Here is a 25385-nt window from a genome sequence, read left to right on the forward strand (position 1 = left end):
AAGAGCGGAACCATAAGCGGCCCTGACCCAAAAAACGGATATGTACCCAGTTCAAAAAGCCCGATAAGCCCGCATGAACAACCCAACCACTTCCTGCACATGCTCCTCGGCCGCCTCAGCGCTCAGTTGCCCCCCACACCCATACAACAAACAAAAATTCGCCGTCCCCTTGAGCAAGCAAAAAAAATGCTCCGCCGCGGTGAACGGTTTGGCAATACGCAATGCGCCACTTTGGTCGATCTTACAGAGCAGCCGCTCCATCCCCTGCAACATACGCATCGGCCCAGCCTCGAAAAAGATCTGCGACAACTTCGGATCCTGACTCCCGGAAGTCATCATCAGCCGATGCAGGTTCACCGACTCCTCGCTATTGATCAGCACATGAAACCCGCGGGCGATATTGAGCAGCACCTTCTCCACCGGCACACCCTCGGGCAGCTCGAAATACATCACCGGTAACTGCTCTTCGCACTTGGCAACCACCGCTGCCGAGAACAGCGTCTCCTTGTCGGTGAAATGGCTGTACACCGTCAGCTTCGACACCCCGGCCTCCACTGCCACGGCATCCATGCTGGTACTGGCATATCCATTACTCAAAAACAGGATCTTCGCCGCATCAAGAATCGCCTGGCGTTTTGCCATGTCCTTGGGACGCCCGGGGCTATTGGTGTTCACAGGATTGTCGGACATTTTCACTTTATTACTGGACTGGTGAGTTTGGTATTAATAACATACTGGCCAGTATAATTATTCCTAGCACCATTAGCGAAAGGTCCTTCAGCATGCGCAGCTATTTCCTGCCACTCGCGTTGCCTGCCAGCTTGTTATTCCTGTTGGCTGCCTGTGGCCATGAAGAAGCGGCGCAAACCACCGTCCGCCCGGCCATGGTGGTTCAGCCAGAGCCTTCGGCGCAGGCTTCCGACAGCTACCCGGGCGAGGTGCGTGCACGCTATGAACCCGACCTGGCCTTTCGCATTGGCGGCAAAGTCAGCCGACGACTGGTGGAGGAGGGCGAGCGCGTCAAGGCCAACCAGCCCCTGGCCGAACTCGACCCTCAGGACGTACGCCTGCAACTGGAAGCCACCCGCGCCCAGGTCGCCGCTGCCGACGCCAACCTGAGCCTGGTACGCGCCGAGCGTGACCGCTACAAGACCCTGATGGACCGTCAGATGGTCAGCCGCTCCCAGTACGACAACTCCGAAAACCTCTACCGCTCCGGTGAAGCACGCCTCAAGCAGATCAAGGCCGAATTCGACGTGGCCAATAACCAGGCCGGTTACGCCGTGTTGCGCGCACCCCAGGATGGCGTGGTCGCCAAGCGTGCAGTGGAAGTCGGCCAGGTGGTGTCGGCCGGCCAGACCGTATTCACCCTGGCCACCGATGGCGAGCGGGAGGTGTTGATCAGCCTGCCGGAGCAAAGCTTCGGGCGTTTCAAGATTGGCCAGCCGGTGTCCGTGGAACTGTGGAGCCAGCCCGACCAACGCTTCAACGGCCGCATCCGCGAACTGTCGCCGGCTGCCGATCCAAAGTCGCGAACCTTCGCCGCCCGCGTCGCGTTTACCGGCGGCAAAGTGCCTGCGGAACTGGGGCAGAGCGCTCGCGTCTTCATCCAGGCTGACGGGGTGATTCCCCTGGCGGTGCCGCTGTCTGCCCTGAGCGCGGAGAACGGCGCGTCCTACGTCTGGGTGGTGCAGCCCGACAATACCCTCAAGCGCACACCGGTGCGGATCGGCGCCTTTGGCGAGAAAACCGTGCCGGTACTGGAAGGCTTGAACCCCACTGATTGGGTGATCGCCGCCGGTGTGCATGTACTCCATGAGGGCCAGCAAGTGCGCCCGGTGGATCGCGCCAATCGAGTGGTAAGTCTGGCGGCCAAGGAGTAGTCCCCGATGGGTTTCAATCTTTCCGAATGGGCGTTGCGTAATCGCCAGATCGTACTGTTCCTGATGATCCTGCTGGCAGTGGTCGGCACCTTGTCCTACACCAAGTTGGGACAAAGCGAAGACCCGCCGTTTACCTTCAAGGCCATGGTGATCAAGACCAACTGGCCAGGCGCTACGGCCCAGGAGGTGTCGCGCCAGGTCACCGAGCGTATTGAAAAGAAATTGATGGAGACCGGCGACTACGAGCGCATCGTCTCCTTCTCGCGACCCGGTGAATCCCAGGTCACCTTCATGGCCCGGGACTCGATGCACTCCGCAGAGATCCCGGACCTCTGGTACCAGGTGCGCAAGAAAATCAGCGATATTCGCCAGACCCTGCCACCGGATATCCAGGGCCCGTTTTTCAACGATGAATTCGGTACCACCTTCGGCAATATCTACGCCCTGACCGGCGATGGCTTTGACTACGCCGTGCTCAAGGACTACGCCGACCGCATCCAGATTCAGCTGCAACGGGTGCCGGATGTCGGCAAGGTCGAACTGCTGGGCTTGCAGGACGAGAAGATCTGGATCGAGCTGTCCAACCTCAAGCTCGCCACCCTCGGCCTGCCGCTGGCGGCCGTGCAGCAGGCGTTGCAGGAGCAGAACGCGGTGTCCACCGCCGGCTTCTTTGAAACCCCGAGCGAGCGCGTGCAGTTAAGGGTGTCCGGCAACTTCAAGACCGTTAAGGAGATTCGCGACTTCCCGATCCGCGTCGGTGATCGTACGTTCCGTATCGGTGACGTGGCCGAGATTCATCGTGGCTTCAACGATCCACCGGCACCGCGCATGCGCTACATGGGCGCCGACGCCATCGGGCTGGCCGTGGCCATGCGTGATGGTGGCGACATCCTGGTGCTGGGCAAGGCCCTGGAAGGCGAATTCGCACGCCTGCAGAAGAACCTTCCTGCCGGTATGGAACTGCGCAAGGTGTCGGACCAGCCGGCAGCGGTAAAAACCAGTGTCGGCGAATTCGTCCAGGTGCTCGCCGAGGCCCTGGCGATTGTGTTGCTGGTGAGCTTTTTCTCTCTGGGCGTGCGCACCGGCATGGTGGTCGCCCTGGCGATTCCGCTGGTGTTGGCCATGACGTTTGCCACCATGTATTACCTCGGCATCGGCCTGCACAAAATCTCCCTCGGCGCGCTGGTGCTGGCGCTGGGCTTGCTGGTGGACGATGCGATCATCGCCGTGGAAATGATGGCGATCAAAATGGAGCAGGGGTACGACCGGCTCAAGGCCGCCAGTTTCGCCTGGACCAGCACAGCCTTCCCGATGCTCACCGGCACCCTGATCACGGCCGCAGGTTTCCTGCCGATTGCCACGGCGCAATCGAGCACCGGTGAATACACCCGCTCGATCTTCCAGGTGGTGACCATTGCGCTGCTGGCCTCGTGGGTCGCCGCAGTGATGTTCGTGCCGTACCTGGGGGAAAAACTCCTGCCGGACCTGGCGAAGATTCATGCGGCCAAGCATGGCACCGACGGGCCGGATCCCTACGGCACACCCTTCTATCAGCGCGTAAGACGCCTGGTGGAATGGTGCGTGCGTCGGCGCAAGACGGTGATCGTCCTGACCTTGCTGCTGTTTATCGGCTCGGTGGCGCTGTTCCGCTTTGTGCCCCAGCAGTTCTTCCCGGCTTCCGGGCGACTGGAACTGATGGTCGACCTGAAACTGGCTGAAGGCGCGTCCCTGAGCAATACGGCTGACCAGGTCAAACGCCTTGAAGCCTTGCTCAAGGAACATGCAGGTATTGAAAATTATGTGGCCTATGTCGGTACCGGTTCGCCACGTTTCTACCTGCCGCTGGACCAGCAACTGCCGGCCGCCAGCTTTGCCCAGTTTGTGGTGTTGGCCAAGACCATCGAGGAGCGCGAAAGCTTGCGCACCTGGCTGATCGAAACCCTCAACGAACAATTCCCGGACCTGCGTTCGCGGGTTACGCGGCTTGAAAACGGCCCGCCGGTTGGCTACCCCGTGCAGTTCCGGGTAACGGGCGAGCACATCGAAGAAGTCCGGGCCCTGGCGCGGAAAGTGGCGGCCAAGGTTCGCGAAAATACCCACGTGGTCAACGTGCACCTGGACTGGGAAGAACCGAGCAAGATCGTCTACCTCAACGTTGACCAGGACCGCGCCCGAGCCCTCGGCGTGAGCACCGCCAACCTGTCGAAATTCCTCCAGAGTTCCCTCACGGGCTCCAGCGTCAGCCAGTACCGCGAGGACAACGAGTTGATCGAAATCCTGCTGCGCGGCACGGTGCATGAGCGCACCGAGCTGTCGCTGCTGCCAAGCCTGGCGGTGCCGACCGACAACGGCAAGAGCGTGGCGCTGTCGCAGATCGCGACCCTGGAATACGGCTTTGAGGAAGGCATCATCTGGCACCGTAATCGCCTGCCGACCGTGACCGTTCGCGCCGATATCTACGGCAAGGAACAACCGGCCACCCTGGTGCAGCAGATCCTGCCGACCCTCGAAGGCGTGCGTGCTGAACTGCCGGACGGCTACCTGCTGGAAGTTGGCGGCACGGTCGAGGATTCCGCCCGTGGGCAGAACTCGGTCAAGGCCGGTGTGCCGCTGTTTATCGTGGTGGTGCTGACCTTGCTGATGCTGCAATTGCGCAGCTTCTCCCGCACCGCGATGGTGTTTCTCACGGCGCCCTTGGGCCTGATCGGGGTGACACTGTTCCTGCTGGTGTTCCGCCAGCCCTTTGGGTTCGTGGCGATGCTGGGGACCATCGCGCTGTCGGGAATGATCATGCGTAACTCGGTGATTCTGGTCGACCAGATCGAGCAGGACATCAAGGCCGGCCTGGCTCCCTGGCAGGCGATTATCGAGGCGACCGTGCGGCGCTTCCGGCCGATTGTGCTGACGGCGCTGGCGGCCGTACTGGCGATGATCCCGCTGTCCCGCAGCGTGTTCTTCGGGCCGATGGCCGTGGCGATCATGGGCGGCTTGATTGTTGCGACGGCATTGACGCTGTTGTTCCTGCCCGCGCTGTATGCGGCGTGGTTTCGGGTCCGCAAGGAGGCGGTGTAAGGCTGCGAGTGGCAGGGGTGTCCTGTAAGGAAATGCCTCTGGTCATTCACACATAGACGCAAACTGCGACCCTGGGCGACGGAACGTTTGCCCGTGGTGCTCCACTCAGAATTGTCTGATTGACAGACGTCGTTGTCGGGGCCGCAAGCCTGCGGTCCCGATGAACAACAATGAGTTCATGGAGTGTCATATGTTTATTTTGTCTGCCCTGGCAGCTTTCAAAGGTGCTTTCCTGGGGTCACTGCTGGGCAATCTGTTGCCTGGTTCCAATAAAGAAGCTGATACGGCGCGACCGCACAAGCCCGGCCATGGACGGCCCGGTTTCAACCACGGCCATCACTCCCGACCAACGGGGCCTGTCCTGCCTGCGCGGCCCAAGCCGTATCACCAGGCGCCGGTGCATGAGGCCCACCAACCCTACCAGAGGTCATCGGCACTCTTTCCGATCCATCGATAGCCGCTGACTCGAGGCAGCCCGGGAACCACTCGGGCTGCCTTGCCACTCAGAGGGGGCTTTTGACCATAGATATCGAGGAGTGTGTATGATTTTTCCAGTACTGGTTTCACCACTGCACCTGTTGGGGGCTGTATTTGGAATAGGGCCGAATTTCGGTCGGTCCAATGGCAATGGCCAGCCCGAGATCAACATTAATATCAAAACCGAAAACAACACCACCAACAGCAGCAACAGCAATGCCGTGGGTAGTGATTTGCCTTGCAAGTGCCGCTATTAAAAAAACGCCCTGAATAGTTCAGGGCGTTTTTAGTTGCCGGGTATGGTCTACAGCGCGCCGAACACCTTCTTGGCCAAGCTGGTGGCAGCCGCCGCCGGGTTCTTGCGAATGGTTTCTTCCTGCTGGGCGATCATCTTGAACAGCCCGTCCAGCGCCTGTTCGGTCACGTAGCTTTCGACATTGGCGCTCTTGGCATCAATGGCGCCAAAGGTGGCGGCCTTGCCGGCGAGCGCGTTGTACTGCTGGGCCACGCCGACCTTGTCGGTAGCGGCCTTGACGATCGGCAGGAACTTGGCCCGGATCTCGTCACGGCTGCTTTTGTTCAGGTACTGGGTGGCCGAGTCCTGGCCGCCGGTGAGGATGCCCTTGGCATCGGTCACGCTCATGTTTTTCACCGCGTTTACCAGGATCGGCTGGGCCTGGGTGACAGCAGACTCGGCCGCCTTGTTCATGCTGGTTTCAAGTTGCGTGACCTGGTCACCCATGCCGAACATTTTCAACTTGTCAGCGACTTTGCCCAACTTGCCCGGCAGGCCGATCTTCACTTCGGGGTTGTTGCTGAAACCACCGGGCACACCCAGTTGTTTCACGGCAATCTGTGCGCCTTGGGTCAGTGCATCCTTGAGGCCGCCGGTGGCGTCGCCCTGGGACAGGCTGCCGAGGGACAAGGCCATGGCGTTGGCACCGAGCAGCAAGCCGGCGCACAGGGCAGTGAGGCGAAGGGAGTTACGGAGCATGGGCGCTTCCTTATGTTCGATATTTTAATCAGTGTGCAACCGCATCCACGCGCAGGCGCAGCGGTTGTGGGTCCTGGCCGTTCAACTGCACGGAGTGCCGTTCGGTGGTGATAAACAGTAGCTTGCCCTCCAGTTCGATGCGAGCGCTTACCGAGTAACTGTGGCCAGGCTTGACCTGGGTCGGGTCGTAGCTCAGGTGAAAGGGCAGCGGCACCTGGCCTTTCACCGGGCCTTTCTGCTCGGCCAGGGTCACGGCCGGGGCATCCATCAAGGACACATCCTGCAGGGTCACACTCAAGGTGGCGGCGGGCGGCAGGGCGATGCGTTGCAGGTAGAAGACTTCGCCATCGAGGCTGGCTTTGGGCGCGGGGCTCATGGTCTGGCAGGCTCCCAGCAGGGCGGTCAGGCCCAGGAGGATGATTTTTTTCATGGTGCAGCTCCTTGTCAACGGCGCCAGAAACACCCTGGCGCCTCGGTCACTCTAGTGTGTTTCTTCGGGTACCACAGGCTGGTCTGGCGCCTCTTCGCTGCGATGCAGTGCGACCTGGCGAATCGACAGGCGAATCTCCGCGGGCAATACGCGTTTGGCTGCACCTTCGGCCAGCTCACCCAGCAGCGGGTGATAGCTCAGTTTGCCGGCCTCGTCGCGACGCAGCACATCTTGCTCCAGCAGGGTCTGGATAAAATGTCGGAAAAGGCTCTTGTCGAAGAACTCCGGGGCATTCAGGCCGTGCAGGATCGACAGGCGCTGGGCCATGACCGTGCACAGGTCTTCCAGCTCTTCGGCGCTGATGCTGTTCTGGCCGCTGTTGAGCAGCAGCGAGATCGCCATGTAGAAGCGTTGCAGGGTCTGGGCGATGCTCTTGGACAGCAGGGTCAACAGCACAAACTGCCGTGAGCTCGGCGCCGGGCGCAGGTACACGTCGTTTTCAAAACGCAGCAGGCCTTGTTCGACGAAGGCGTCCAGCCACTGGTCGACCACAGCGTCCAGTTCGTCCAGGGACCAGCGGATAAACAGCTCCGATTGCAGGTACGGGTAGAGCGCACGGGTATAGCGCAGGATCTGTTCGCGGCTCATCCGCGAGCTGCTCTGGAAGAAACTTGCCAGCAGCGCCGGCAGGGCGAAGATGTGTAGCACGTTGTTGCGGTAGTAGGTCATCAGGACGGCGTTCTGCTCGTCCAGGTAGAGGATCTTGCCCAGTGCATCGCTCTGTTCCGACAGCAGGTGCATGTCCTTGACGTGCTTGATCAGCGCTAGGCCGTCGCCTTCCGGCAGGGTGGTGTGGGGCGAGTAGGGCACCTTGCGCAGCAGTGCCAGGTACAGATCCAGCTGGCGCGCCATCGCCTGTTCGTCCAGGGCCAGGCGGGTGGTGGACAGCAGCGCGAGGGCCACCAGGTTCACCGGATTGATCGCCGCCGCTTCGTTCAGGTGTTGCGCCACCCGTTCGCCGAGGCGGTTGGTGGTTTCGTTGAGCCACGCCGGCTTGTAGTTCGGGCCCAGCTCCTGGGAGCGCCAGTCGGGCTGCTCGCTGTCGAGGAATTCAGCCAGCTTGATCGGTTCGCCGAAGTTCACGGCGACCTGGCCAAAGCGCTGCTTGAGGGCGCCGACCACTTTGAAAATATCGAAAATCGACTCTTTCTTCTTGCTCGCACCGCGCAGTTCGCCCAGGTAAGTGCGGCCTTCCAGCACCCGCTCATAGCCGATGTACACCGGCACGAACACGATGGGCATGCGCGAGGAACGCAGGAAGCTGCGCAGGGTGATCGCCAGCATCCCGGTCTTCGGTTGCAGCATGCGCCCGGTGCGCGAGCGTCCGCCTTCGACGAAGTATTCCACCGGGAAACCCTTGGTGAACAAGGTGTGCAGGTATTCGTTGAACACCGAGGTGTACAGCGGGTTGCCCTTGAAAGTACGGCGCATGAAAAACGCCCCGCCACGGCGCAACAGGCTGCCGATCACCGGCATGTTCAGGTTGATCCCGGCGGCGATGTGCGGCGGGGTCAAGCCATTCTTGAACAGGAGATAGGAGAGCAGCAGGTAGTCGATATGGCTGCGATGGCACGGTACATAGATCACCTCGTAGCCCTGGGCGACCTTTTGCACACCTTCGATGTTGTTGACCTTGATGCCGTCGTAGATCTTGTTCCAGAACCAGCTCAGCACCACTTCGAGGAAACGGATGGCGGTGTAGGTGTAGTCCGAGGCGATCTCGTTGCCATAGCGCAGGGCCTGGGCCTTGGCTTTCTCGGGGGTGATTTTCTCGCGTTCGGCCTCGTCGAGGATCGCCTGGCGTACCAGTGGCATGTTCACCAGGCCCTTCACCAGGTTGCGCCGGTGGGACAGGTCGGGGCCGATCACGGCGGTTTTCAGGTTACGAAAGTGCACCCGCAGGATGCGTTGGGCCATGCGCACGGTGCGTTCGTGGCCTTTATTGTGCTCGATCAACTCACGCAGGTTGATGGGCGCGGAGAATTGCACCCGGGTCTTGCGGCCCAGGATCAGGATGCTCAGCAGCCGGCGCAGGCGGCCGGTGACGGCCCAGCTGTCGGCGAACAGCAGTTTCCAGGGGCTGGACTCGCTGTCGGGCGACTGGCCCCAGAACACGCTGACTGGAATGATCTGTGCATTCTCTTCGGCGTGTTCGGTGAGCACATCCACCAGGCGGGTCAGGGTGGGTGGGGCGCCACGCTTGTCCTGGCGCCCCAGCCAGTCGGGGTCGGGCGTCAGGTAGAAGAAGGCCGCCGGCTCCATCAGCGGGCCGACTGACACCGGCAGCACCGGGCGCGGCAGGCCGGCCTTGGTACATTCGGTATCAACCACCGCCAATTCGGTGAGGGATGGAGATTGCAGGACGTAAAACACCGGACGACTGCGGTCGAGGTTCAAGGTAAGGGACGACTGGTTGATCGTCTCTGAGCGAACCCAGAGGTACAACAGCCGGCGCAAGGTGCCAAATACCAGACGGCGAAAGGGAGAACGGGTCATACGGCTTCTGCTTTGAGTGGGGAAAAAAACCGGGCAGGTGCTCGGGGCGCTAGTGTGCAGTATTAGCCGAAAATCGGCAAAAAGCGGCGAAGTAATCTTGAGTTGAAGCTTTTTGAGCCTGTCTTATACTCGGCAGTTCAACTGCGACGACTCAACAATAAACGTACTTATAAAAAGCATGTGGGAGCAAAACAGATGGCAACGCGCGAAACCGGCAATGTGAAGTGGTTCAACGACGCCAAGGGCTATGGCTTTATCCAGCGGGAAGATGGCAAGGATGTGTTTGTGCACTATCGCGCCATTCGCGGTGAAGGGCATCGTTCATTGGCTGAAGGCCAGCAGGTGGAATACGCCGTGGTGACGGGAGAGAAGGGCTTGCAGGCTGAGGATGTGGTGGGCCTGTAACCTTGGCGTGATCGTTCCCACGCTCTGCGTGGGAATGCTTCTTTGGACGCTCCGCGTCTGCTTTTAATCGTGACGCGGAGCGTCACAGGTTGCATTCCCACGCAGAGCGTGGGAACGATCCCTCAGGTTGTTTTCCAGGTGATCTGCTCTTCACCGTCTGCGCTGATACGAATCCAGGTATCCGCGCTTTCTTCACCTTCTTCCTCTACCCAGCTGCCCGGCGCGCAACGCACTTCGACGTTCAGCGCGGCAAAGGCTGCGCGGGCGCAGGCGATGTCGTCTTCCCACGGGGTCTGGTCGCTTTCCAGGTACAGGCTGTTCCATTTGCCTACGGCTTTCGGCAGCCAGGTGACCGGTACGCTGCCGGCTTTGCACTTGTAGGTCTGGCCGCGCTGGACCCAGTCGGTGCACGGGCCCAGGGCGGCGCCCAACCAGGCGGCGATGGCCTTGTGGTCGACGTCGGCGTCCTTGAGGTAAATCTCGATATCAGGTTGGCGCATGGATGTTCCTCGTTGCGGGATTTTGAAAATCCATTCGCGGATTCGGTGTGGGCCCCGAGGCCCACAAAAATAATGGGTTATTGAAGCACGAAATAGTCGTAGCGCATCGACACAGTGACCAGCAGCGGTTCGGCGGCTTCGATCACCCGGGCCCGGCGTTCGGCACTCGCGCGCCAGCCGTGGGGCGTCATCGCCAGCAGGTTGGCGCGATCCTTGGGATCGGCCAGGCTGAGCTTGAACTCCAGGGTTTCGCTGTGTTGCAGGCTCATGCCCTGCGGCACCAGCGCCAGGTGCTTGTCGTCGGTGTACTCGCGCACTTCGTCGTACAAACGCTCACGCAGCTCCATCAGGTGGCCGCGGGTCGGGCCGACTTTCATCAAGCCGCCGCCCGGGCTGAGCAGGCGCTTGGCCTCCAGCCAGTCCAGTGGGCTGAACACGCTGGCCAGGAACTGGCAACTGGCATCGGCCAACGGCACCCGGGCCATGCTGGCGATCAACCAGGTCACCGTGGGGTTGCGCCTGCAGGCGCGCTTGACCGCTTCCCTGGAAATATCCAGGGCATAACCATCGGCGCGCAGCAGGGCGTCGGCGATCTGTGCGGTGTAGTAACCCTCGCCACAGCCGATATCCAGCCAGCGCTGGGGTTTGCGTTCAGCGGCCAGTTCGGCCAGGCGCCTGGCCACCGGGGCGTAATGCCCGGCGTTGAGGAAGTCGCGGCGCGCTTCCACCATCGCCAGGTTGTCGCCTGGGTCACGGCTGTTCTTGTGCTGCACCGGCAACAGGTTCAGGTAACCCTGGCGCGCCCGGTCGAAACGGTGCCCGGCCGGGCAGGCTACGCCGTTGTCCACTTCATGGAGCGGTGCGCTGCAAATGGGGCAAGCGAGCATCAGGCGAGCAACTTGATAAGGGTCTGGTAGTAGATTTCGGTCAGCACATCGAGGTCGCTGGCGAGGATGCGCTCGTTGACCTGATGGATCGTCGCGTTGACCGGGCCCAGCTCCACCACCTGAGTGCCGAGGGTCGCGATGAAGCGCCCATCGGAGGTGCCGCCGCTGGTGGACGCCTGGGTCTCGCGACCGGTGACGGCCTTGATGCTGGCGGAGACCGCATCGAGCAACGCGCCCGGTTCGGTGAGGAACGGCAGGCCCGACAGCGCCCACTCCACATGCCAGTCCAGGCCATGCTTGTCGAGAATCGCCGCGACCCGCTGCTGCAGGCCTTCGACGGTGGACTCGGTGGAGAAGCGGAAGTTGAACACCGCCGTCAGGTCGCCCGGGATCACGTTGGTGGCGCCGGTGCCGGAGTTGAGGTTGGAAATCTGGAAGCTGGTAGGCGGGAAGAAGGTGTTGCCATCGTCCCAGTGCTCGGCGGCCAGTTCGGCCAGGGCCGGAGCCGCCAGGTGGATCGGGTTCTTCGCCAGGTGCGGGTAGGCCACATGGCCTTGCACGCCGCGCACGGTCAGGGTGGCGCCGAGGGAGCCGCGACGGCCGTTCTTGACCACGTCGCCCACCAGGGTGGTGCTCGACGGTTCGCCGACGATGCACCAGTCCAGGCGCTCCTTGCGGGCTGCCAGGCGTTCGATCACGGCCTTGGTGCCGTGGTGCGCCGGGCCTTCTTCGTCACTCGTGATCAGGAATGCGACCGAACCCTTGTGGTCCGGGTAGTCGGTCACAAATCGCTCGGAAGCGACCAGCATCGCCGCCAGGCTGCCTTTCATGTCGGCTGCGCCACGGCCGCAGAGCATGCCGTTTTCATCGATCAGCGCGTCGAACGGGTCGTTCTGCCAGGCCTTGACCGGGCCGGTCGGCACCACGTCGGTGTGGCCGGCGAAGCACAATACCGGGCCTTCGTGTTTGCCGTGGGTGGCCCAGAAGTTATCCACATCCTCGATGCGCATCGGCTCAAGCGCAAAACCGGCGTCGCCCAGGCGCTGCATCATCAGCTTCTGGCAATCGGCGTCGACCGGCGTCACCGACGGGCGGCGGATCAGGTCGATAGCGAGTTGGAGGGTCGGCGAAAGGTCGGCGTGGGCCGTCATGTAAAAACTCCAGAAGCATGTCAGGGCGCAAGGCTTATGTGGGAGGGGGCTTGTGTGGGAGCGGGCTTGCTCGCGAATACGGAGTGTCAGTCAACAATGTATGAACTGACCCGGCGCATTCGCGAGCAAGCCCGCTCCCACACAAAGCAATGGCCTGGGCCAAGTCTCACAAAATGGCCGTTATCTTATAGCAAAACGGCGGCCAGAGGCCGCCGTTTAGTGCATTGCGCAGGATTTTAAGCAGCGGCCACGGGCTCTTGCTTCGGTGCCGGTTTCGGCAGCGACGACAGGAACGCCATGATCAGCGCCGCCACATACGGCAGCGACTGCACCAGCAACATCACCACCCAGAAGCGCATGTCATTGCTCGGCAGGCCCTGCACCAGGTAAATCCCCAGTGCCGCACCCCACAACAGCAGCATGATGAACATCTCTTCCCGGGCTTCGGAAATCGCCACCCAGAAACCGTGGTTATCGGCGTTCTTCGGTGTACGGAAGAACGGAATGCTGGTGGTGAAGAACCCGTACAGCACCGCCTTGGCGATGGTGTGCGACAACGCCAGCCCGGCCAGTGCCGCGCAGAACGCATCTTTCAGGTTCACACCCACCGCACGACGGTAGAGGAAGATGATCTTGCCGACCTTGAACACGAACAACGCCAGTGGCGGGATCGCGAAAATCAGCAGCGGCGGGTCAACCCGCGTCGGCACGATAATCATCGCCGCCGACCACAACAAGGCGCCCACGGTGAAGAAGATGTTCATGCCGTCGGCCACCCACGGCAACCACCCCGCGAGGAAGTGGTAGCGCTGGCCACGGGTCAGCTCGGTGTCCTTGCCGCGCAAGAGGCTCGCAGTGTGGCGCTTGATGATCTGGATCGCGCCGTAGGCCCAGCGGAAACGCTGTTTCTTGAAGTCGATAAAGGTATCGGGCATCAGGCCCTTGCCGTAGCTGTCGTGGTAGTACGCCGCCGACAGGCCCTTCTCGAAGACCCGCAGGCCCAGCTCGGCATCCTCACAGATGCACCAGTCGGCCCAGCCCAGCTCTTCCAGCACCGAGCGACGGGTCATGGTCATGGTGCCGTGCTGGATGATCGCGTCACGGTCGTTGCGGGTGACCATGCCGATATGGAAGAAGCCTTTGTATTCCGCGTAGCAGAGCTTCTTGAAGGTGCTTTCGTTCTGGTCACGATAATCCTGTGGCGACTGCACCACGGCGATTTTCGGGTCGGCGAAGTGCGGCACCATGTGCTTGAGCCAGTTTGGCGACACGCAGTAATCGGAGTCGATCACCGCGATCACTTCGGCATCCTTGGCGGTGTGCGGGATCAGGTAGTTCAGTGCGCCGCCCTTGAAACCGGCCAGGGGCGAGACGTGGAAGAACTTGAAGCGCGGGCCGAGGGTTTCGCAGTAGTCGCGCACCGGCTCCCACACGGCCGGGTCCTTGGTGTTGTTGTCGATGATCAGGACTTCGTAGTCCGGATAATCGAGGGCGGCCAGGGCGTCGAGGGTCTGTTTGACCATCTCCGGCGGCTCGTTGTAGCACGGCACGTGGATCGAGACTTTCGGGCGGTAGTCCGAATCCCCTTCAACCGGCAGGAATTCACGCCGGCGTTTGTGGGTCCAGACTGCTTCGGCCAGCTCATGGGCTTCGGTCAGCAACACGATAAATACGCCCAGGGCGCCGAGTGCCAGCAGGAAGCCCACCGTCAAGCTGAACCAGGTGCTGTATTGCTGGCTGTAGTCATAACCGATCCACACCAATACCGACCCGCACAGGAACGCGATAAAGGTCAGGAACGTACGGCCGCGCTGGCGCAGGGCCGAGCCGTCGATCATCAGCAGGGTCAGGGACAGCAGCGCAAGCACCACCGAGCCGATCGCCAGCACTCGCCATTGCGGAATCGCGACCACCGGGCCATCAAAGTTGAATTTCTGCTGGCGTGCGGCGTTGAACACGCCCCAATAGGCGCCTACAGAGCCTTCGTCGCTGGCTTTCCATGGCTGGTCAAACGCTTCGATCACGAAGTAGTTGTAGCCCTGGCGGTTCAGCGTGTTAACCAGCGTGCGCAGGTAAATCGCCTGGTCGGCGGGGGAGGCGTCAGCACCGCCACGCATCCGGCCGTTGCTCGGCCAGCCAACCTCCGACAGCAACAGCGGCTTTTTCGGGAAGGTCTTCTTCAGGTCCCGTGCGCGATCGAGGACGAACTGGCCGGCCTTGTCCACCGGGATATGTTCCCAGTACGGCAGGATGTGCGCGGCGATCAGGTCGACGTGCTTGGCCAGTTGCGGGTTGTGTTCCCAGATGTGCCATTGCTCGGAGGTGGTCACGGGCACCTTGACGGCGGCCCGTACCCGATCCAGCAGCACGATCAGCGCTTCCGGAGTGATTTCCTCGCGGAACAGCGCCTCGTTGCCCACCACTACCCGCACTACGCTGCGGGAGCTGTTGGCGATTTCGATGGCGCGCTGGATCTCGCGCTCGTTGCGCTCAAGGTCCGGACTGATCCAGATCCCCAGGGTCACCCGCAGGCCGAATTCTTCCGCCAGCTTGGGGATATCCCCCAGGGTGCCGTCGACCGAGTAGGTACGGATGTTGTCCGTCAGCTTGCTCATGATCGCAAGGTCCTGACGCATTTGATCGTCGGTCGGATACTGGTCTTTCTGTGGGTACTGGCCTTGCTGGAACGGCGAGTACGAAAAACCGGAGATCTGCTCGGGCCAGTTAGGGGCATTGACCGGGCGGTTGATCAGCGCCCAGAAGCCGGTGAACAGCGCGGCAATTGCCAGCACCACCACCAGGTTGAGTCCAAATTTACGCGATGACATGGCTATTTCGGGTTCCAAAGGGTGTGGAACGAAAAGAGGTGTCGGCCTGCGCCGAACGGCGCGCATCCTACACTGGCCTTTCACCGACCGTACAGCAAGCCGGGAAAAACCGGACATTGGGCAGTGCAACTCGTCGTAAGTTCTCTTACTTGTAGCTTGTAGTTTAAAACTTGTCGCTGTGTAGCCCTATAATGCGCGCCGGTTTTTGGGGTAATGGTCATGAGTACAGAAGATCCACGGTTTGCCGGCGTCGCCCGCTTGTATGGCATTGAAGGCCTGGAGCGCCTGAAGGCGGCCCATGTGGCCATCGTCGGCGTGGGCGGGGTGGGTTCGTGGGCGGCGGAAGCCATCGCCCGCTGCGGCGTGGGCGAGATTTCGCTGTTTGACCTCGATGATGTATGCGTCAGCAACAGCAACCGTCAGTTGCATGCGCTGGACAGCACGGTGGGCAAGGCCAAGGTCGAGGTCATGGCCGAGCGCCTGAAAGGCATCAACCCGGATTGCACCGTGCACGCGGTGGCGGACTTCGTGACTCGCGAGACGATGGCCGAGTACATCACGCCCAATATCGATTGCGTGATCGACTGCATCGACAGTGTGAACGCCAAGGCCGCACTGATTGCCTGGTGCAAGCGGCGCAAGATCCAGATCATCACCACCGGCGGCGCGGGCGGACAGATTGATCCGACGTTGATTCAGGTGTGTGACTTGAACCGTACGTTCAATGACCCGCTGGCGTCGAAGGTGCGCTCCACGTTGCGTCGCGATTATGGCTTCTCCCGCACTGTGACCCGCCATTACAGCGTGCCCTGCGTGTTCTCCACCGAACAGCTGCGTTACCCGAAGCCGGACGGCAGCATCTGTTTGCAGAAGAGTTTTGTCGGGGATGGCGTGAAGCTGGACTGCGCCGGCGGGTTTGGCGCGGTGATGATGGTGACTGCAACCTTCGGCATGGTGGCGGCGACCAAGGCGGTGGACAAGATAGTGGCCGGGGTGCGCCGGCCTGCTGACAGAGTTCAGGCAACACCGATCTCTGCACCCTGAAAAGATCAAAATGTGGGAGCGGGCTTGCTCGCGAAGGCGGAGTGTCAGTCACCAGACAGGTCGACTGATACACCGCCTTCGCGAGCAAGCCCGCTCCCACATTTAGTTTTGTATAAGGCTCAACTCCCGCATCCGCTGAAGCACGGCATTCAACCCATTGCTGCGCGACGGCGATAACTGCCGCGACAGGCCCAGTTGCTCAAACCAGCCGGGCAAGTCGACGGCTTGCAGTTCGGCGGCAGACACACCGTTGACCCGCGCCAGCAACAACGCCACCAGCCCGCGTATCAGCCGTGCATCGCTGCTGGCGGCAAACTGCCAATGCCCATCCTGCAAGCGCCCCACCAGCCACACCAGGCTTTCACAGCCCTGCACCAGGTTGACGTCTACCTTGTCTTCGTCCGGCAAGGCGGGCAGCCGCTCGCCCCATTGCATCAGCAGGCGGGCTCGTTGCTCCCAACTGCCGACCGCCTGGAACGCTTCCAGCGCGACAACGGCCTCAGTCGGCAAGCTCATCGCAACATATCCAGGGCTTGATCCAGCGCTTCAAAAAAGCGCTCCAGGTCATCGGAGTCGTTGTACAGCGCCAGTGACACCCGAATCGCCCCCGACAATCCCATCTGTTTGAGCAGCGGCATCGCACAATGATGGCCGGCGCGCACCGCAATCCCTTGTTCGGTCAGCAAGTGGGCGAGGTCGGCGTTGTGCACGCCTTCCACCACGAAGCTGGCCAGGGCGACGTGCGGCGACCCCAGCAAGCGCACGCCATTGCGCGCTTGCAAGCCACGCAACAGGTAGTCGTGCAGGGCGGCTTCGTGAGCCGTCACCGCCTGCTGGTCCAGGGAACTCAGGTAATCCAGGGTTGCCCCCAGGCCGATCACGCTGGCGATCGGCGGAGTCCCGGCTTCGAAGCCGAGGGGCGCCGGGCGGAAACTGGCGCTTTGATAATCAGCCTGCTGCACCATCTCGCCCCCAAACTGCCAGTGGCGTAGGTGATGCAGGGCTTCGGTGCGGCCATACAGCACGCCGACGCCGTCCGGCCCGTAGAGTTTATGGCTGGAAAACACGTAGAAGTCGCAGCCCAGGGCCTGCATATCATGGCGACCATGCACGATGCCCTGGGCGCCATCGACCACCGTCAGGGCGTCGTGGGCCTTGGCCAGTGCCAGCAATTGCGGCAACGGCTGCCAGGCGCCGAGTACGTTGGACAGTTGGCTCACCGCCAGCAGGCGGGTACGCGGGCCGATCAGTTGGGCGGCGGCTTGCAGGTCGATCAAACCGCCAGCGTCAAGCGGCAGTACCACCAGCGCCAGCCCGCGACGCTTGGCCAGTTGCTGCCACGGCAGCAGGTTGGCGTGGTGCTCCAGGGCGCTGATGACAATCTCGTCGCCCGGGTTGAATAGGTGCTCAAGGCCATAAGCCAGGAGGTTCAGCGCCGATGTCGCGCCGTGGGTGAAGATGATTTGCCCGTCGTCACCGACGTTCAGCCACTGTGCCACCTTGCTGCGACTGTCCTCGAAAGCCTGGGTCGCATGGGCGCCCGGCAAGTGCTGTGCACGGTGCACATTGGCTGCGCCATTGGCGTAGTAATGGCTGATGGCGTCCAGCAGGGCTTGAGGTTTTTGCGTGGTGGCGGCGTTGTCCAGATAGGTCTGGTCTTGCCGTTGCAGGGTGGCGATGGCCGGAAAATCGGCGCGCCAGGGAGAGGGCACAAGCATGGTGATCAAGACTCGTATAAACGGCCCGCACCGGTCAGGCGCGGGCCGTTAGTGGCATCGAGTCGCTGCTTAGTTGTGAGCGTGCAGCGCTGCGTTCAGTTCGATGGCCGATTTGTGGGTTTTGCACTCCACGGCACCGGTCTCGGAGTTGCGGCGGAACAGCAGGTCCGGTTGGCCGGCCAGCTCGCGGGCCTTGACCACCTTGACCAGTTGGTTCTGCTCGTCCAGCAGCGCAACCTTGGTGCCGGCGGTCACGTACAGGCCCGACTCCACGGTGTTGCGGTCGCCCAACGGGATACCGATACCGGCGTTGGCGCCGATCAGGCAGCCTTCGCCGACCTTGATCACGATGTTGCCGCCACCCGACAGGGTGCCCATGGTGGAGCAACCGCCGCCCAGGTCCGAACCCTTGCCGACGAACACGCCAGCCGACACGCGGCCTTCGATCATGCCCGGGCCTTCGGTACCGGCGTTGAAGTTGACGAAACCTTCGTGCATCACGGTGGTGCCTTCGCCTACGTAGGCGCCCAGGCGGATGCGCGCGGCATCAGCGATACGCACGCCGCTCGGCACCACGTAGTCGGTCATCTTCGGGAACTTGTCCACCGAGAACACTTCCAGCAGGTCGCCACGCAGGCGCGCTTCCAGTTGACGCTCGGCCAGCTCATTGATGTCGATTGCGCCCTGGCTGGTCCAGGCCACGTTCGGCAACTGCGGGAACACACCGGCCAGGCTCAGGCCGTGAGGCTTGACCAGGCGATGGGACAGCAGGTGCAGCTTGAGGTAGGCCTCAGGCGTGGAGGTCAGTGCGGCGTCTTCGGCCAGCAGGGTGGCGACCAGCGGCGTGTGGCTTTCAGCCAGGCGGCTCAACAGGGCGGCTTGGGCAGCGTCGACGCCCTTGAGCGCGTCAGCCAGTTGCAGGGCCTGGGTGACGGTGAAAGTGATCGCCTGGTTGCCTTCGGTGTAACCGAGGATCGGCGCGATGGCCGCGATGATTTCAGCCGATGGATTGAGCAGCGGTTGTGCGTAAAACACTTCCAGCCAAGCACCTTGGCGGTTCTGAGTGCCGACGCCGAAGCCCAGGCTGAACAGGGAATTGGACATGCTGTTACCTCTACAAAAATGGAGTGGGCTGGCCTACTTGAGGGCCGCCGAATAGCTATCTGGCTTGAAGCCAATCAGGGTTTTGTCACCGAGATCAAGCACCGGGCGCTTGATCATCGAGGGTTGCGCGAGCATCAATTCAATGGCTTTCGCTTGGTCGAGATCGGCTTTGCGTTCGTCTTCGAGTTTGCGAAAGGTGGTGCCCGCACGGTTCAAAACCACCTGCCAACCGTGCTCATTGCACCATTGGGTCAAGTGTTCGCCGTCGATACCGGCCGTCTTGTAGTCATGAAACTCATACTGGATAGCGTGCTCATCGAGCCAGGTGCGCGCCTTTTTCATGGTGTCGCAGGCTTTGATGCCGAAAAGGTGCAACGTTTTGCTTGAAGCGGTCAAGGAATTGCCCCCCTTTGGGCTCACGCAGATTAAAGGTCACGGATTATGCCATGGCCAGCGGCTTTCGGCGCCGCTCGTCACACTTACGTTTTGCTCGTGTGCGACTTTTGTGCAAAGGCCATCGCGCAGCATAGGCGGCTAATATGGCACTTCAACGGCGAGTTGTTGCCTGATGTGTGTTGTTGCAAGTTGATTGTCTGGGAATCCCGCGTTATGCAAACCGCCTACACCGTACTTATCCTGCTGATGCTGGTCAGCGTTTCGCGCCTTGTCGGGCGTGTGATCCCACTGCCGTTACCACTCGTGCAGATCGCCGCCGGTGCGTTGCTGGCCTGGCCGACCCTGGGGCTGCATGTCGCCCTGGACCCTGAGTTGTTTCTTTTCCTGTTTCTGCCGCCGCTGCTGTTCTCTGATGGCTGGCGCATGCCCAAGCGTGAATTGTGGCGCCTGCGCGGGCCGATCCTGACGCTGGCGGTGGGGTTGGTGCTGTTTACGGTGGTGGGGGCCGGTTACTTCATTCACTGGTTGTTGCCGAGTATTCCCCTGCCGGTGGCCTTCGCCCTGGCGGCCGTGTTGTCGCCGACGGATGCCGTGGCGGTGTCGGCCATTTCCCAGAATCGGTTGCCGACGCCACTGATGCACATGCTCCAGGGCGAGGCGTTGATGAATGATGCCTCGGGCCTGGTGACCTTCAAGTTCGCCCTGGCGGCGGCGCTGACCGGCGTGTTCTCGCTGGCGGATGCGAGCCTCACCTTTGTGCTGGTGGCCGTGGGTGGGCTGGCGGTCGGTGTGGCGTTGAGCTGGCTGGTCGGCCGCCTGCGTGCCTGGATGATCGCCCGGGGCTGGGACGACCCGGCGACGCACGTGGTGTTCATGTTGTTGCTGCCATTCGCCGCCTACGTGCTGGCCGAACGCCTTGGCGCCTCGGGCATCCTGTCGGCGGTGGCTGCGGGCATGATGCAAAGCTGGCTCGACCTGCTGCCGCGCCAGACCAGCACCCGGTTGCTCAACCGCAGCGTCTGGTCGCTGCTGGAGTTTGCGTTCAACGGCTTGATCTTCCTGCTGCTGGGCCTGCAACTGCCTGACATCATCAAGGCGGTGGTCAGTCACGAGCCGACGCTGTGGCCGACCTTGTTGTATCGCTGCCTGGACGTGATCGCGATTTTCCTGGTGCTGGTGGTGTTGCGGTTTATCTGGGTGCAAAGCATCTGGCGACTGTCGGGTTTATTGCGCCGGATTCGTGGGAAAAGTGAGCTGACGCTGGTGCCCACCGCGCGGTCCTGCTGGTTGCTGACCGTCGGTGGCGTACGCGGTGCCGTGACCCTGGCGGGTGTGATGTCGGTACCGTTACTGCTTGCGCCGGGGCAGGATTTTCCCGAGCGCGACCTGCTGATCTTCATCGCCGCCGGTGTGATCCTGCTGTCGTTGGTCGCGGCCTGCATCGCTTTGCCGCTGCTGTTGCGCGGCATCGAGAAGAGCCCGGATGAGAAACGCCACAATGAAGTGCGCGAGGCCTGGAAGAAGACCGCCGTGGCTGCTATCCATGCCCTGGAAGCCGAAGAACCCGCTGAAGCTGCACCCCAGGATGCCGCCCAGGCAGCCTTGGCCACCGAGCTCAAGGCGCGGTTGATGTCGGAGTATCGTCATCAACTGGAAGTGTTCAACGATTCGGCCGAAGCCCAGGCGCTGGCGTTGCAGATGGATCAACTGGAGCGCAAGTTGCGGCTCAAGGCCCTGCGGGCGCAGCGTCTGGAACTGTATAGCCTGAGCCGTCACCATCAGATTGGTGATGATGTGCTACGGGAGGTGTTGGCGGATCTGGATATGAGCGAGGCGAATCTGGGTCATATCAAATAACACCGCGGTGCTTGCTTGTGGCGAGGGAGCTTGCTCCCGCTGGGCTGCGTAGCGGCCCCAAAAAAGCGGGAGCGCTGCGCACTCCAGCGGGAGCAAGCTCCCTCGCCACATTCAGCGCAGTTATTTATTGCGGGTAATAAAGTCGCGAATCCGCGTCGCCGCTTCCACGCACTCCGCCAGCGGCGCGACCAGCGCCAGGCGCACACGCCCGGCGCCCGGGTTGACCCCGTCCACTTCCCGCGACAGGTACGAGCCCGGTACCACGGTCACGTGTTCTTCCACGAACAAGTCCCGGCAGAACGCCGCATCGTCGCCCTTCACGTTCGGCCACAGGTAGAAGCCGCCGTCCGGGTTTTGCACGTCCAGCACCGGCTTCAGGATCGTCAGCACCGCATCGAACTTTTCCCGGTACAGATCACGGTTGGCCTGCACGTGGGCTTCGTCCTGCCAGGCAGCAATGCTCGCCAGTTGGGTTTGCACCGGCATCGCGCAACCGTGGTAGGTGCGGTACAGCAGGAAGCCCTTGAGGATATCGGCGTCGCCGGCCACAAAGCCCGAACGCAGGCCCGGCAGGTTGGAGCGCTTGGACAGGCTGTGGAACACCACGCAACGCTTGAAGTCCTGGCGGCCCAGTTCCACGCAGGCGCTGAGCAGGCCTGGCGGCGGGGTTTGTTCGTCGAAGTACAGCTCGCTGTAGCACTCGTCGGCGGCGATCACGAAGTCGTATTCGTCGGCCAGGGCGATCAGCTTTTTCAGGGTGTCGACGGGAATCAGTGCACCGGTGGGGTTGCCTGGCGAGCACAGGAACAGGATCTGGCAGCGTTTCCAGATGTCCGGCGATACCGCGTCGAAATCCGGGTTGAAGCCGTTTTCATCCAGGCACGGCAGGTAATGCGGCTTGGCCCCGGCGAGGAACGCAGCCCCTTCGTAGATCTGGTAGAACGGGTTCGGGCTGACCACCAGCGCGTCGTCGCCGCGGTTGACCACGGTCTGGGTGAAGGCGAACAGCGCTTCACGGGTGCCGTTCACCGGCAGGATGTTGCGCGCCGGGTCAAGCCAGCCCTTGGGCACGCTGAAACGGCGTTCACACCAGGCGCCAATGGCTTCGCGCAGGGCGGGAATGCCCAGGGTGGTGGGGTACACCGCCATCTGGTCCAGGTTGTTGGCCAGCGCCTCGGCAACAAACTGCGGGGATTTGTGCTTCGGCTCACCGATGGACAGGGCGATGGGGCGTTTGTCCGGGTTCGGCGTGACGCTGCCCAGCAGGACGCGCAATTTCTCGAACGGGTAGGGCTGCAGCTGGTTCAGGGCGTTGTTCATCGATAAATCTCGTTCAATTCATTGGAAGCTGAAAATGGGCGGTCGGTCAGATGCTCAAGCGTGACATCTCGACGCCGGTCTCCTGATTGACGCTCAACTGCTGGACGATGGCTTCCTGCAAGCGTCGGCACAGTTCAGGGTCGGAAAGCGGCTGGTTGTCGGCATCGGTAATGAAGAACACGTCTTCCACCCGCTCGCCCAGGGTCGCAATCTTGGCGTTCTGCAACGACAGGTCGAACTCCAGGAAGATCGTGCCGATCCGTGCCAGCAGGCCCGGGCGGTCCGGCGCGCTGAGTTCCAGCACCGTCACCGGGCGCTGGGCGTCGTTGTGGATGGTCACCTCGGGGGCAAAAGCAAAGTGCTTGAGCTGGCGCGGCACCCGACGCTGGATGATGGTCGGGTAGTCGTCAGGATTGCGCAGCGCGTCGGTGAGGCCTTTGCGGATCTTTTTCACCCGCTCCGGGTTGTCGCCGATGGACTCGCCTTCTGTGTCTAGCACGATGTAGGTGTCGAGGGTGAACTGGCTGCTGGAGGTGATGACCCGGGCGTCGTGAATGTTCAGGTTGAGCTGGTCCATCGCCGCCACGGTCACGGCGAAGAAGTCGTGCTGGTCGGGCGCGTAGATGAAGATCTGGGTGCCACCCTCGAACTCGCGCTGGGTGGTTTCCTTGATCAGCACCAGTGGGCCGCCATCGGCCGGCTGCTGCAGGATCGCGTCGCTGTGCCAGGCCACGTCGCCGGCGGTGTGGCGCAGGAAGTAGTCGTCTCCCAGTTGCGACCAGAGTTGCTCGACGTCGTCCGGGTCATTGCCGCCACGCACCAGAATATCCAGGGCCGCGCTTTGGGTGCGGCGGATCTGTTCTTCGCGGTCCACCGGGTTCTCGAGGCCGCGACGCAGCGCGCGCTTGGTCTCGGTGTAGAGCTGGCGCAACAGGCTGGCGCGCCAGGAGTTCCACAGCGTCGGGTTGGTGGCGTTGATGTCGGACACGGTGAGCACGTACAGGTAGTCGAGGCGGGTTTCATCGCCGACGGCCTGGGCAAAATCGTGGATCACCTGCGGGTCGGACAAGTCCTTGCGCTGGGCGGTGGTGGACATCACCAGGTGGTTCTGCACCAGCCACACGATCAGGCGGCTGTCCCACAGCGGCAACTGGTGACGCTGGCAGAACGCTTCGGCGTCCACTGCGCCAATTTCCGAGTGATCGCCATGCCGGCCCTTGCCGATGTCGTGGTACAGGCCGGCGAGGTAGATCAATTCCGGCTTGGGCAGACGCGCCATGAGCTTGCTGGCCAGCGGGAATTTCTCTGACACCTGGGTGTACTGCAACTTACGCAGGTGCTTGATCAGGTTCAGGGTGTGGGCGTCCACCGTGTAGATGTGGAACAGGTCGTGCTGCATCTGCCCGACGATAAAACCGAACTCCGGCAGGTAGCGCCCCAGGATCCCGTAGCGGTTCATGCGACGCAGGTTGCGGTGGATGCCGATCTTGCACTTGAACAGCTCGATAAACAGGCTGGTATTGCGGATGTCGTGGCGGAAATCGTCGTCGATCAGGTGACGGTTTTCCCGCAGCAGGCGAATGGTGTCGGCGCGTACGCCCTTGATTTCCGGCTGCTGGGCCATCAACACGAAGATTTCCAGCATGGCGAACGGCGTGCGTTTGAACACGTTGTCGTTGCGTGCCTCGATATAGCCATCGTGGAGCTGGAAGCGCGCGTTGATCGGCTGCGGCGGTGCTTCGTCTTCCGGGGCCAGGATCACTTCTTCGAAGTGCTGGATGATCAGGTCGCTGAGCTGGGCAATGCTCATCACCACGCGGTAGTACTGCTGCATGAAACTTTCGATGCTGGTCTTCGCGTCTTCGCCTTCAAACCCCAGCAGGGTGGCGATGGAGCGCTGGTGGTCGAACAGCAGGCGGTCTTCGGAGCGCCCGGCCAGCATGTGCAGCGCGTAGCGCACTTTCCAGAGGAATTCCTGGGAGGAGGCCAGCAGGGCGTTTTCGCTCTCCACCAGGAAGCCTTCCCCGGCCAGGGCGCGCAGGTTCAGGGTGCCGTACTGGCGACGGGCGACCCACAAAATCGTCTGGATATCCCGCAGCCCGCCCGGGGAGCCTTTGACGTTGGGTTCCAGGTTGTATTCGGTGTCGTTGTACTTGTGGTGCCGGGCTTTCTGCTCGGCACGCTTGGCCAGGAAGAAGTCCTTGCTTGGCCACATGTGCGCGGTGCTGGTGACTTCCAGCATGCGCTGGCGCAGGCGCTCGGGGCCGGCGATGGTGCGGCTTTCCATCAGGTTGGTGATCACCGTCAGGTCGGCGCGGGCTTCCTGGGCACACTCGTCCACCGAGCGTACGCTTTGGCCGACTTCCAGGCCGATGTCCCACAACAGCGTCAGAAAACGCTCGATGGAGTCGCGAAAGATCTCGTGATCGGCGCTGTCCAGCAAGATCAGCAGGTCGATGTCGGAGTAGGGGTGCAGTTCGCCACGACCGTAGCCGCCGACCGCCACCAGGGCGATATCGGCGTCTTCACTCCAGCTGAACTGTTCCCAGGCCTTTTGCAGGATGTTGTCGACGAACCAGGCGCGGTCCTCGATCAGCCGGCGGATATCGCGGCCGGTACGAAAGCGCCCGTCGAGCACCTCGCGGGCCTGACGAATGGCCTTCTTGAAGGCTGCGATGGGGCTGGCCTTCAGTGCCAGTTCCGCCTGGAACTGGCCACGGTCGAAGAGTTCGGGATCCACCTGGGGCATCGATCGGTTTTCCT

20 protein-coding genes are annotated in these 25385 nt (G+C 61.9%); 6 read left to right on the plus strand and 14 right to left on the minus strand.

Annotated features, from left to right (window positions below; translation table 11 throughout):
* Positions 1 to 51 precede the first annotated feature (51 nt).
* Positions 52 to 690, minus strand: coding sequence for a TetR/AcrR family transcriptional regulator (locus HX839_RS08140; RefSeq protein ID WP_087694933.1), 639 nt, complete (start codon positions 688 to 690; stop codon positions 52 to 54).
* Between the two features lie 92 nt (positions 691 to 782).
* Between HX839_RS08140 and HX839_RS08145 the strand changes: the two genes are divergently transcribed.
* The 3 genes from HX839_RS08145 to HX839_RS08155 all read left to right on the plus strand — a co-directional run bounded on the left by HX839_RS08145 (position 783) and on the right by HX839_RS08155 (position 5689).
* Positions 783 to 1883 (plus strand): efflux RND transporter periplasmic adaptor subunit, encoded by a 1101-nt coding sequence (locus tag HX839_RS08145; protein ID WP_003219359.1) that lies wholly within the window; start codon positions 783 to 785, stop codon positions 1881 to 1883.
* Between the two features lie 6 nt (positions 1884 to 1889).
* Positions 1890 to 4955, plus strand: coding sequence for an efflux RND transporter permease subunit (locus tag HX839_RS08150; protein ID WP_134325827.1), 3066 nt, complete (start codon positions 1890 to 1892; stop codon positions 4953 to 4955).
* Positions 4956 to 5497: 542 nt separating this feature from the next.
* Positions 5498 to 5689 (plus strand): hypothetical protein, encoded by a 192-nt coding sequence (locus HX839_RS08155; RefSeq protein ID WP_008430499.1) that lies wholly within the window; start codon positions 5498 to 5500, stop codon positions 5687 to 5689.
* A 47-nt stretch (positions 5690 to 5736) separates the two neighbouring features.
* Here the strand turns inward: HX839_RS08155 and HX839_RS08160 are convergent, their stop codons facing one another.
* Genes HX839_RS08160 through plsB form a run of 3 tightly spaced genes read right to left on the minus strand, consistent with a single transcriptional unit; the run spans position 5737 to position 9412 of the window.
* On the minus strand, positions 5737 to 6426 hold the full coding sequence (locus tag HX839_RS08160) for a DUF4197 domain-containing protein (RefSeq protein WP_003219356.1): 690 nt from the start codon (positions 6424 to 6426) through the stop codon (positions 5737 to 5739).
* 28 nt (positions 6427 to 6454) lie between these two features.
* A complete protein-coding gene (locus HX839_RS08165; RefSeq protein WP_003219355.1) occupies positions 6455 to 6856 on the minus strand; it encodes a YbaY family lipoprotein in 402 nt (133 codons plus the stop codon).
* Between the two features lie 51 nt (positions 6857 to 6907).
* Complete coding sequence (gene plsB, locus HX839_RS08170; protein ID WP_003219354.1) at positions 6908 to 9412, minus strand: glycerol-3-phosphate 1-O-acyltransferase PlsB; 2505 nt, start codon at positions 9410 to 9412, stop codon at positions 6908 to 6910.
* Between the two features lie 195 nt (positions 9413 to 9607).
* On the opposite strand from plsB, the gene HX839_RS08175 reads away from it, so the two are divergent.
* Positions 9608 to 9817 carry a cold-shock protein gene (locus tag HX839_RS08175; protein WP_003219353.1) on the plus strand — a complete coding sequence of 70 codons (210 nt, stop codon included), beginning with the start codon at positions 9608 to 9610 and terminating at the stop codon, positions 9815 to 9817.
* A 122-nt stretch (positions 9818 to 9939) separates the two neighbouring features.
* On the opposite strand, the gene HX839_RS08180 is transcribed toward HX839_RS08175, so the two are convergent.
* The 4 genes from HX839_RS08180 to HX839_RS08195 form a co-directional block, all read right to left on the minus strand.
* Positions 9940 to 10317, minus strand: coding sequence for a hypothetical protein (locus tag HX839_RS08180; RefSeq protein ID WP_008430491.1), 378 nt, complete (start codon positions 10315 to 10317; stop codon positions 9940 to 9942).
* Between the two features lie 77 nt (positions 10318 to 10394).
* Positions 10395 to 11204 (minus strand): putative RNA methyltransferase, encoded by an 810-nt coding sequence (locus HX839_RS08185; RefSeq protein WP_177066939.1) that lies wholly within the window; start codon positions 11202 to 11204, stop codon positions 10395 to 10397.
* Positions 11204 to 12355 (minus strand): succinyl-diaminopimelate desuccinylase, encoded by a 1152-nt coding sequence (dapE, locus tag HX839_RS08190; protein WP_008430488.1) that lies wholly within the window; start codon positions 12353 to 12355, stop codon positions 11204 to 11206. The genes HX839_RS08185 and dapE overlap by 1 nt, the downstream gene beginning before the upstream one ends.
* Before the next feature lie 236 nt (positions 12356 to 12591).
* Positions 12592 to 15183 (minus strand): glycosyltransferase, encoded by a 2592-nt coding sequence (locus tag HX839_RS08195; protein WP_003219347.1) that lies wholly within the window; start codon positions 15181 to 15183, stop codon positions 12592 to 12594.
* Between the two features lie 219 nt (positions 15184 to 15402).
* Between HX839_RS08195 and tcdA the strand changes: the two genes are divergently transcribed.
* Complete coding sequence (tcdA, locus tag HX839_RS08200; protein ID WP_167665521.1) at positions 15403 to 16227, plus strand: tRNA cyclic N6-threonylcarbamoyladenosine(37) synthase TcdA; 825 nt, start codon at positions 15403 to 15405, stop codon at positions 16225 to 16227.
* A gap of 102 nt (positions 16228 to 16329) precedes the next feature.
* Here the strand turns inward: tcdA and HX839_RS08205 are convergent, their stop codons facing one another.
* The 4 genes from HX839_RS08205 to HX839_RS08220 all read right to left on the minus strand — a co-directional run bounded on the left by HX839_RS08205 (position 16330) and on the right by HX839_RS08220 (position 19445).
* Positions 16330 to 16743, minus strand: a complete 414-nt coding sequence (locus HX839_RS08205; protein ID WP_003219344.1) for a SufE family protein — start codon at positions 16741 to 16743, stop codon at positions 16330 to 16332.
* Positions 16740 to 17945, minus strand: a complete 1206-nt coding sequence (locus HX839_RS08210; RefSeq protein ID WP_177066940.1) for an aminotransferase class V-fold PLP-dependent enzyme — start codon at positions 17943 to 17945, stop codon at positions 16740 to 16742. Before HX839_RS08210 ends, HX839_RS08205 begins: the two co-directional genes overlap by 4 nt.
* A 69-nt stretch (positions 17946 to 18014) precedes the next feature.
* Entirely contained in the window at positions 18015 to 19049 is a 1035-nt protein-coding gene (gene dapD / locus HX839_RS08215) for a 2,3,4,5-tetrahydropyridine-2,6-dicarboxylate N-succinyltransferase (RefSeq protein ID WP_003219342.1), read from the minus strand.
* A 33-nt stretch (positions 19050 to 19082) separates the two neighbouring features.
* Complete coding sequence (locus HX839_RS08220) at positions 19083 to 19445, minus strand: ArsC family reductase (protein WP_177066941.1); 363 nt, start codon at positions 19443 to 19445, stop codon at positions 19083 to 19085.
* A 213-nt stretch (positions 19446 to 19658) separates the two neighbouring features.
* On the opposite strand from HX839_RS08220, the gene HX839_RS08225 reads away from it, so the two are divergent.
* Entirely contained in the window at positions 19659 to 21302 is a 1644-nt protein-coding gene (locus HX839_RS08225) for a Na+/H+ antiporter (protein WP_003219338.1), read from the plus strand.
* Between the two features lie 120 nt (positions 21303 to 21422).
* Here the strand turns inward: HX839_RS08225 and dapC are convergent, their stop codons facing one another.
* Positions 21423 to 22622 (minus strand): succinyldiaminopimelate transaminase, encoded by a 1200-nt coding sequence (gene dapC / locus HX839_RS08230; RefSeq protein WP_102368226.1) that lies wholly within the window; start codon positions 22620 to 22622, stop codon positions 21423 to 21425.
* A gap of 46 nt (positions 22623 to 22668) precedes the next feature.
* Positions 22669 to 25371: a [protein-PII] uridylyltransferase gene (locus tag HX839_RS08235; protein ID WP_003219334.1), complete on the minus strand. Its 2703-nt coding sequence runs from the start codon at positions 25369 to 25371 to the stop codon at positions 22669 to 22671.
* Between the last annotated feature and the right edge of the window lie 14 nt (positions 25372 to 25385).

The sequence above is a fragment of the Pseudomonas sp. I8001 genome (assembly GCF_013385345.1).
Lineage (GTDB): Bacteria > Pseudomonadota > Gammaproteobacteria > Pseudomonadales > Pseudomonadaceae > Aquipseudomonas.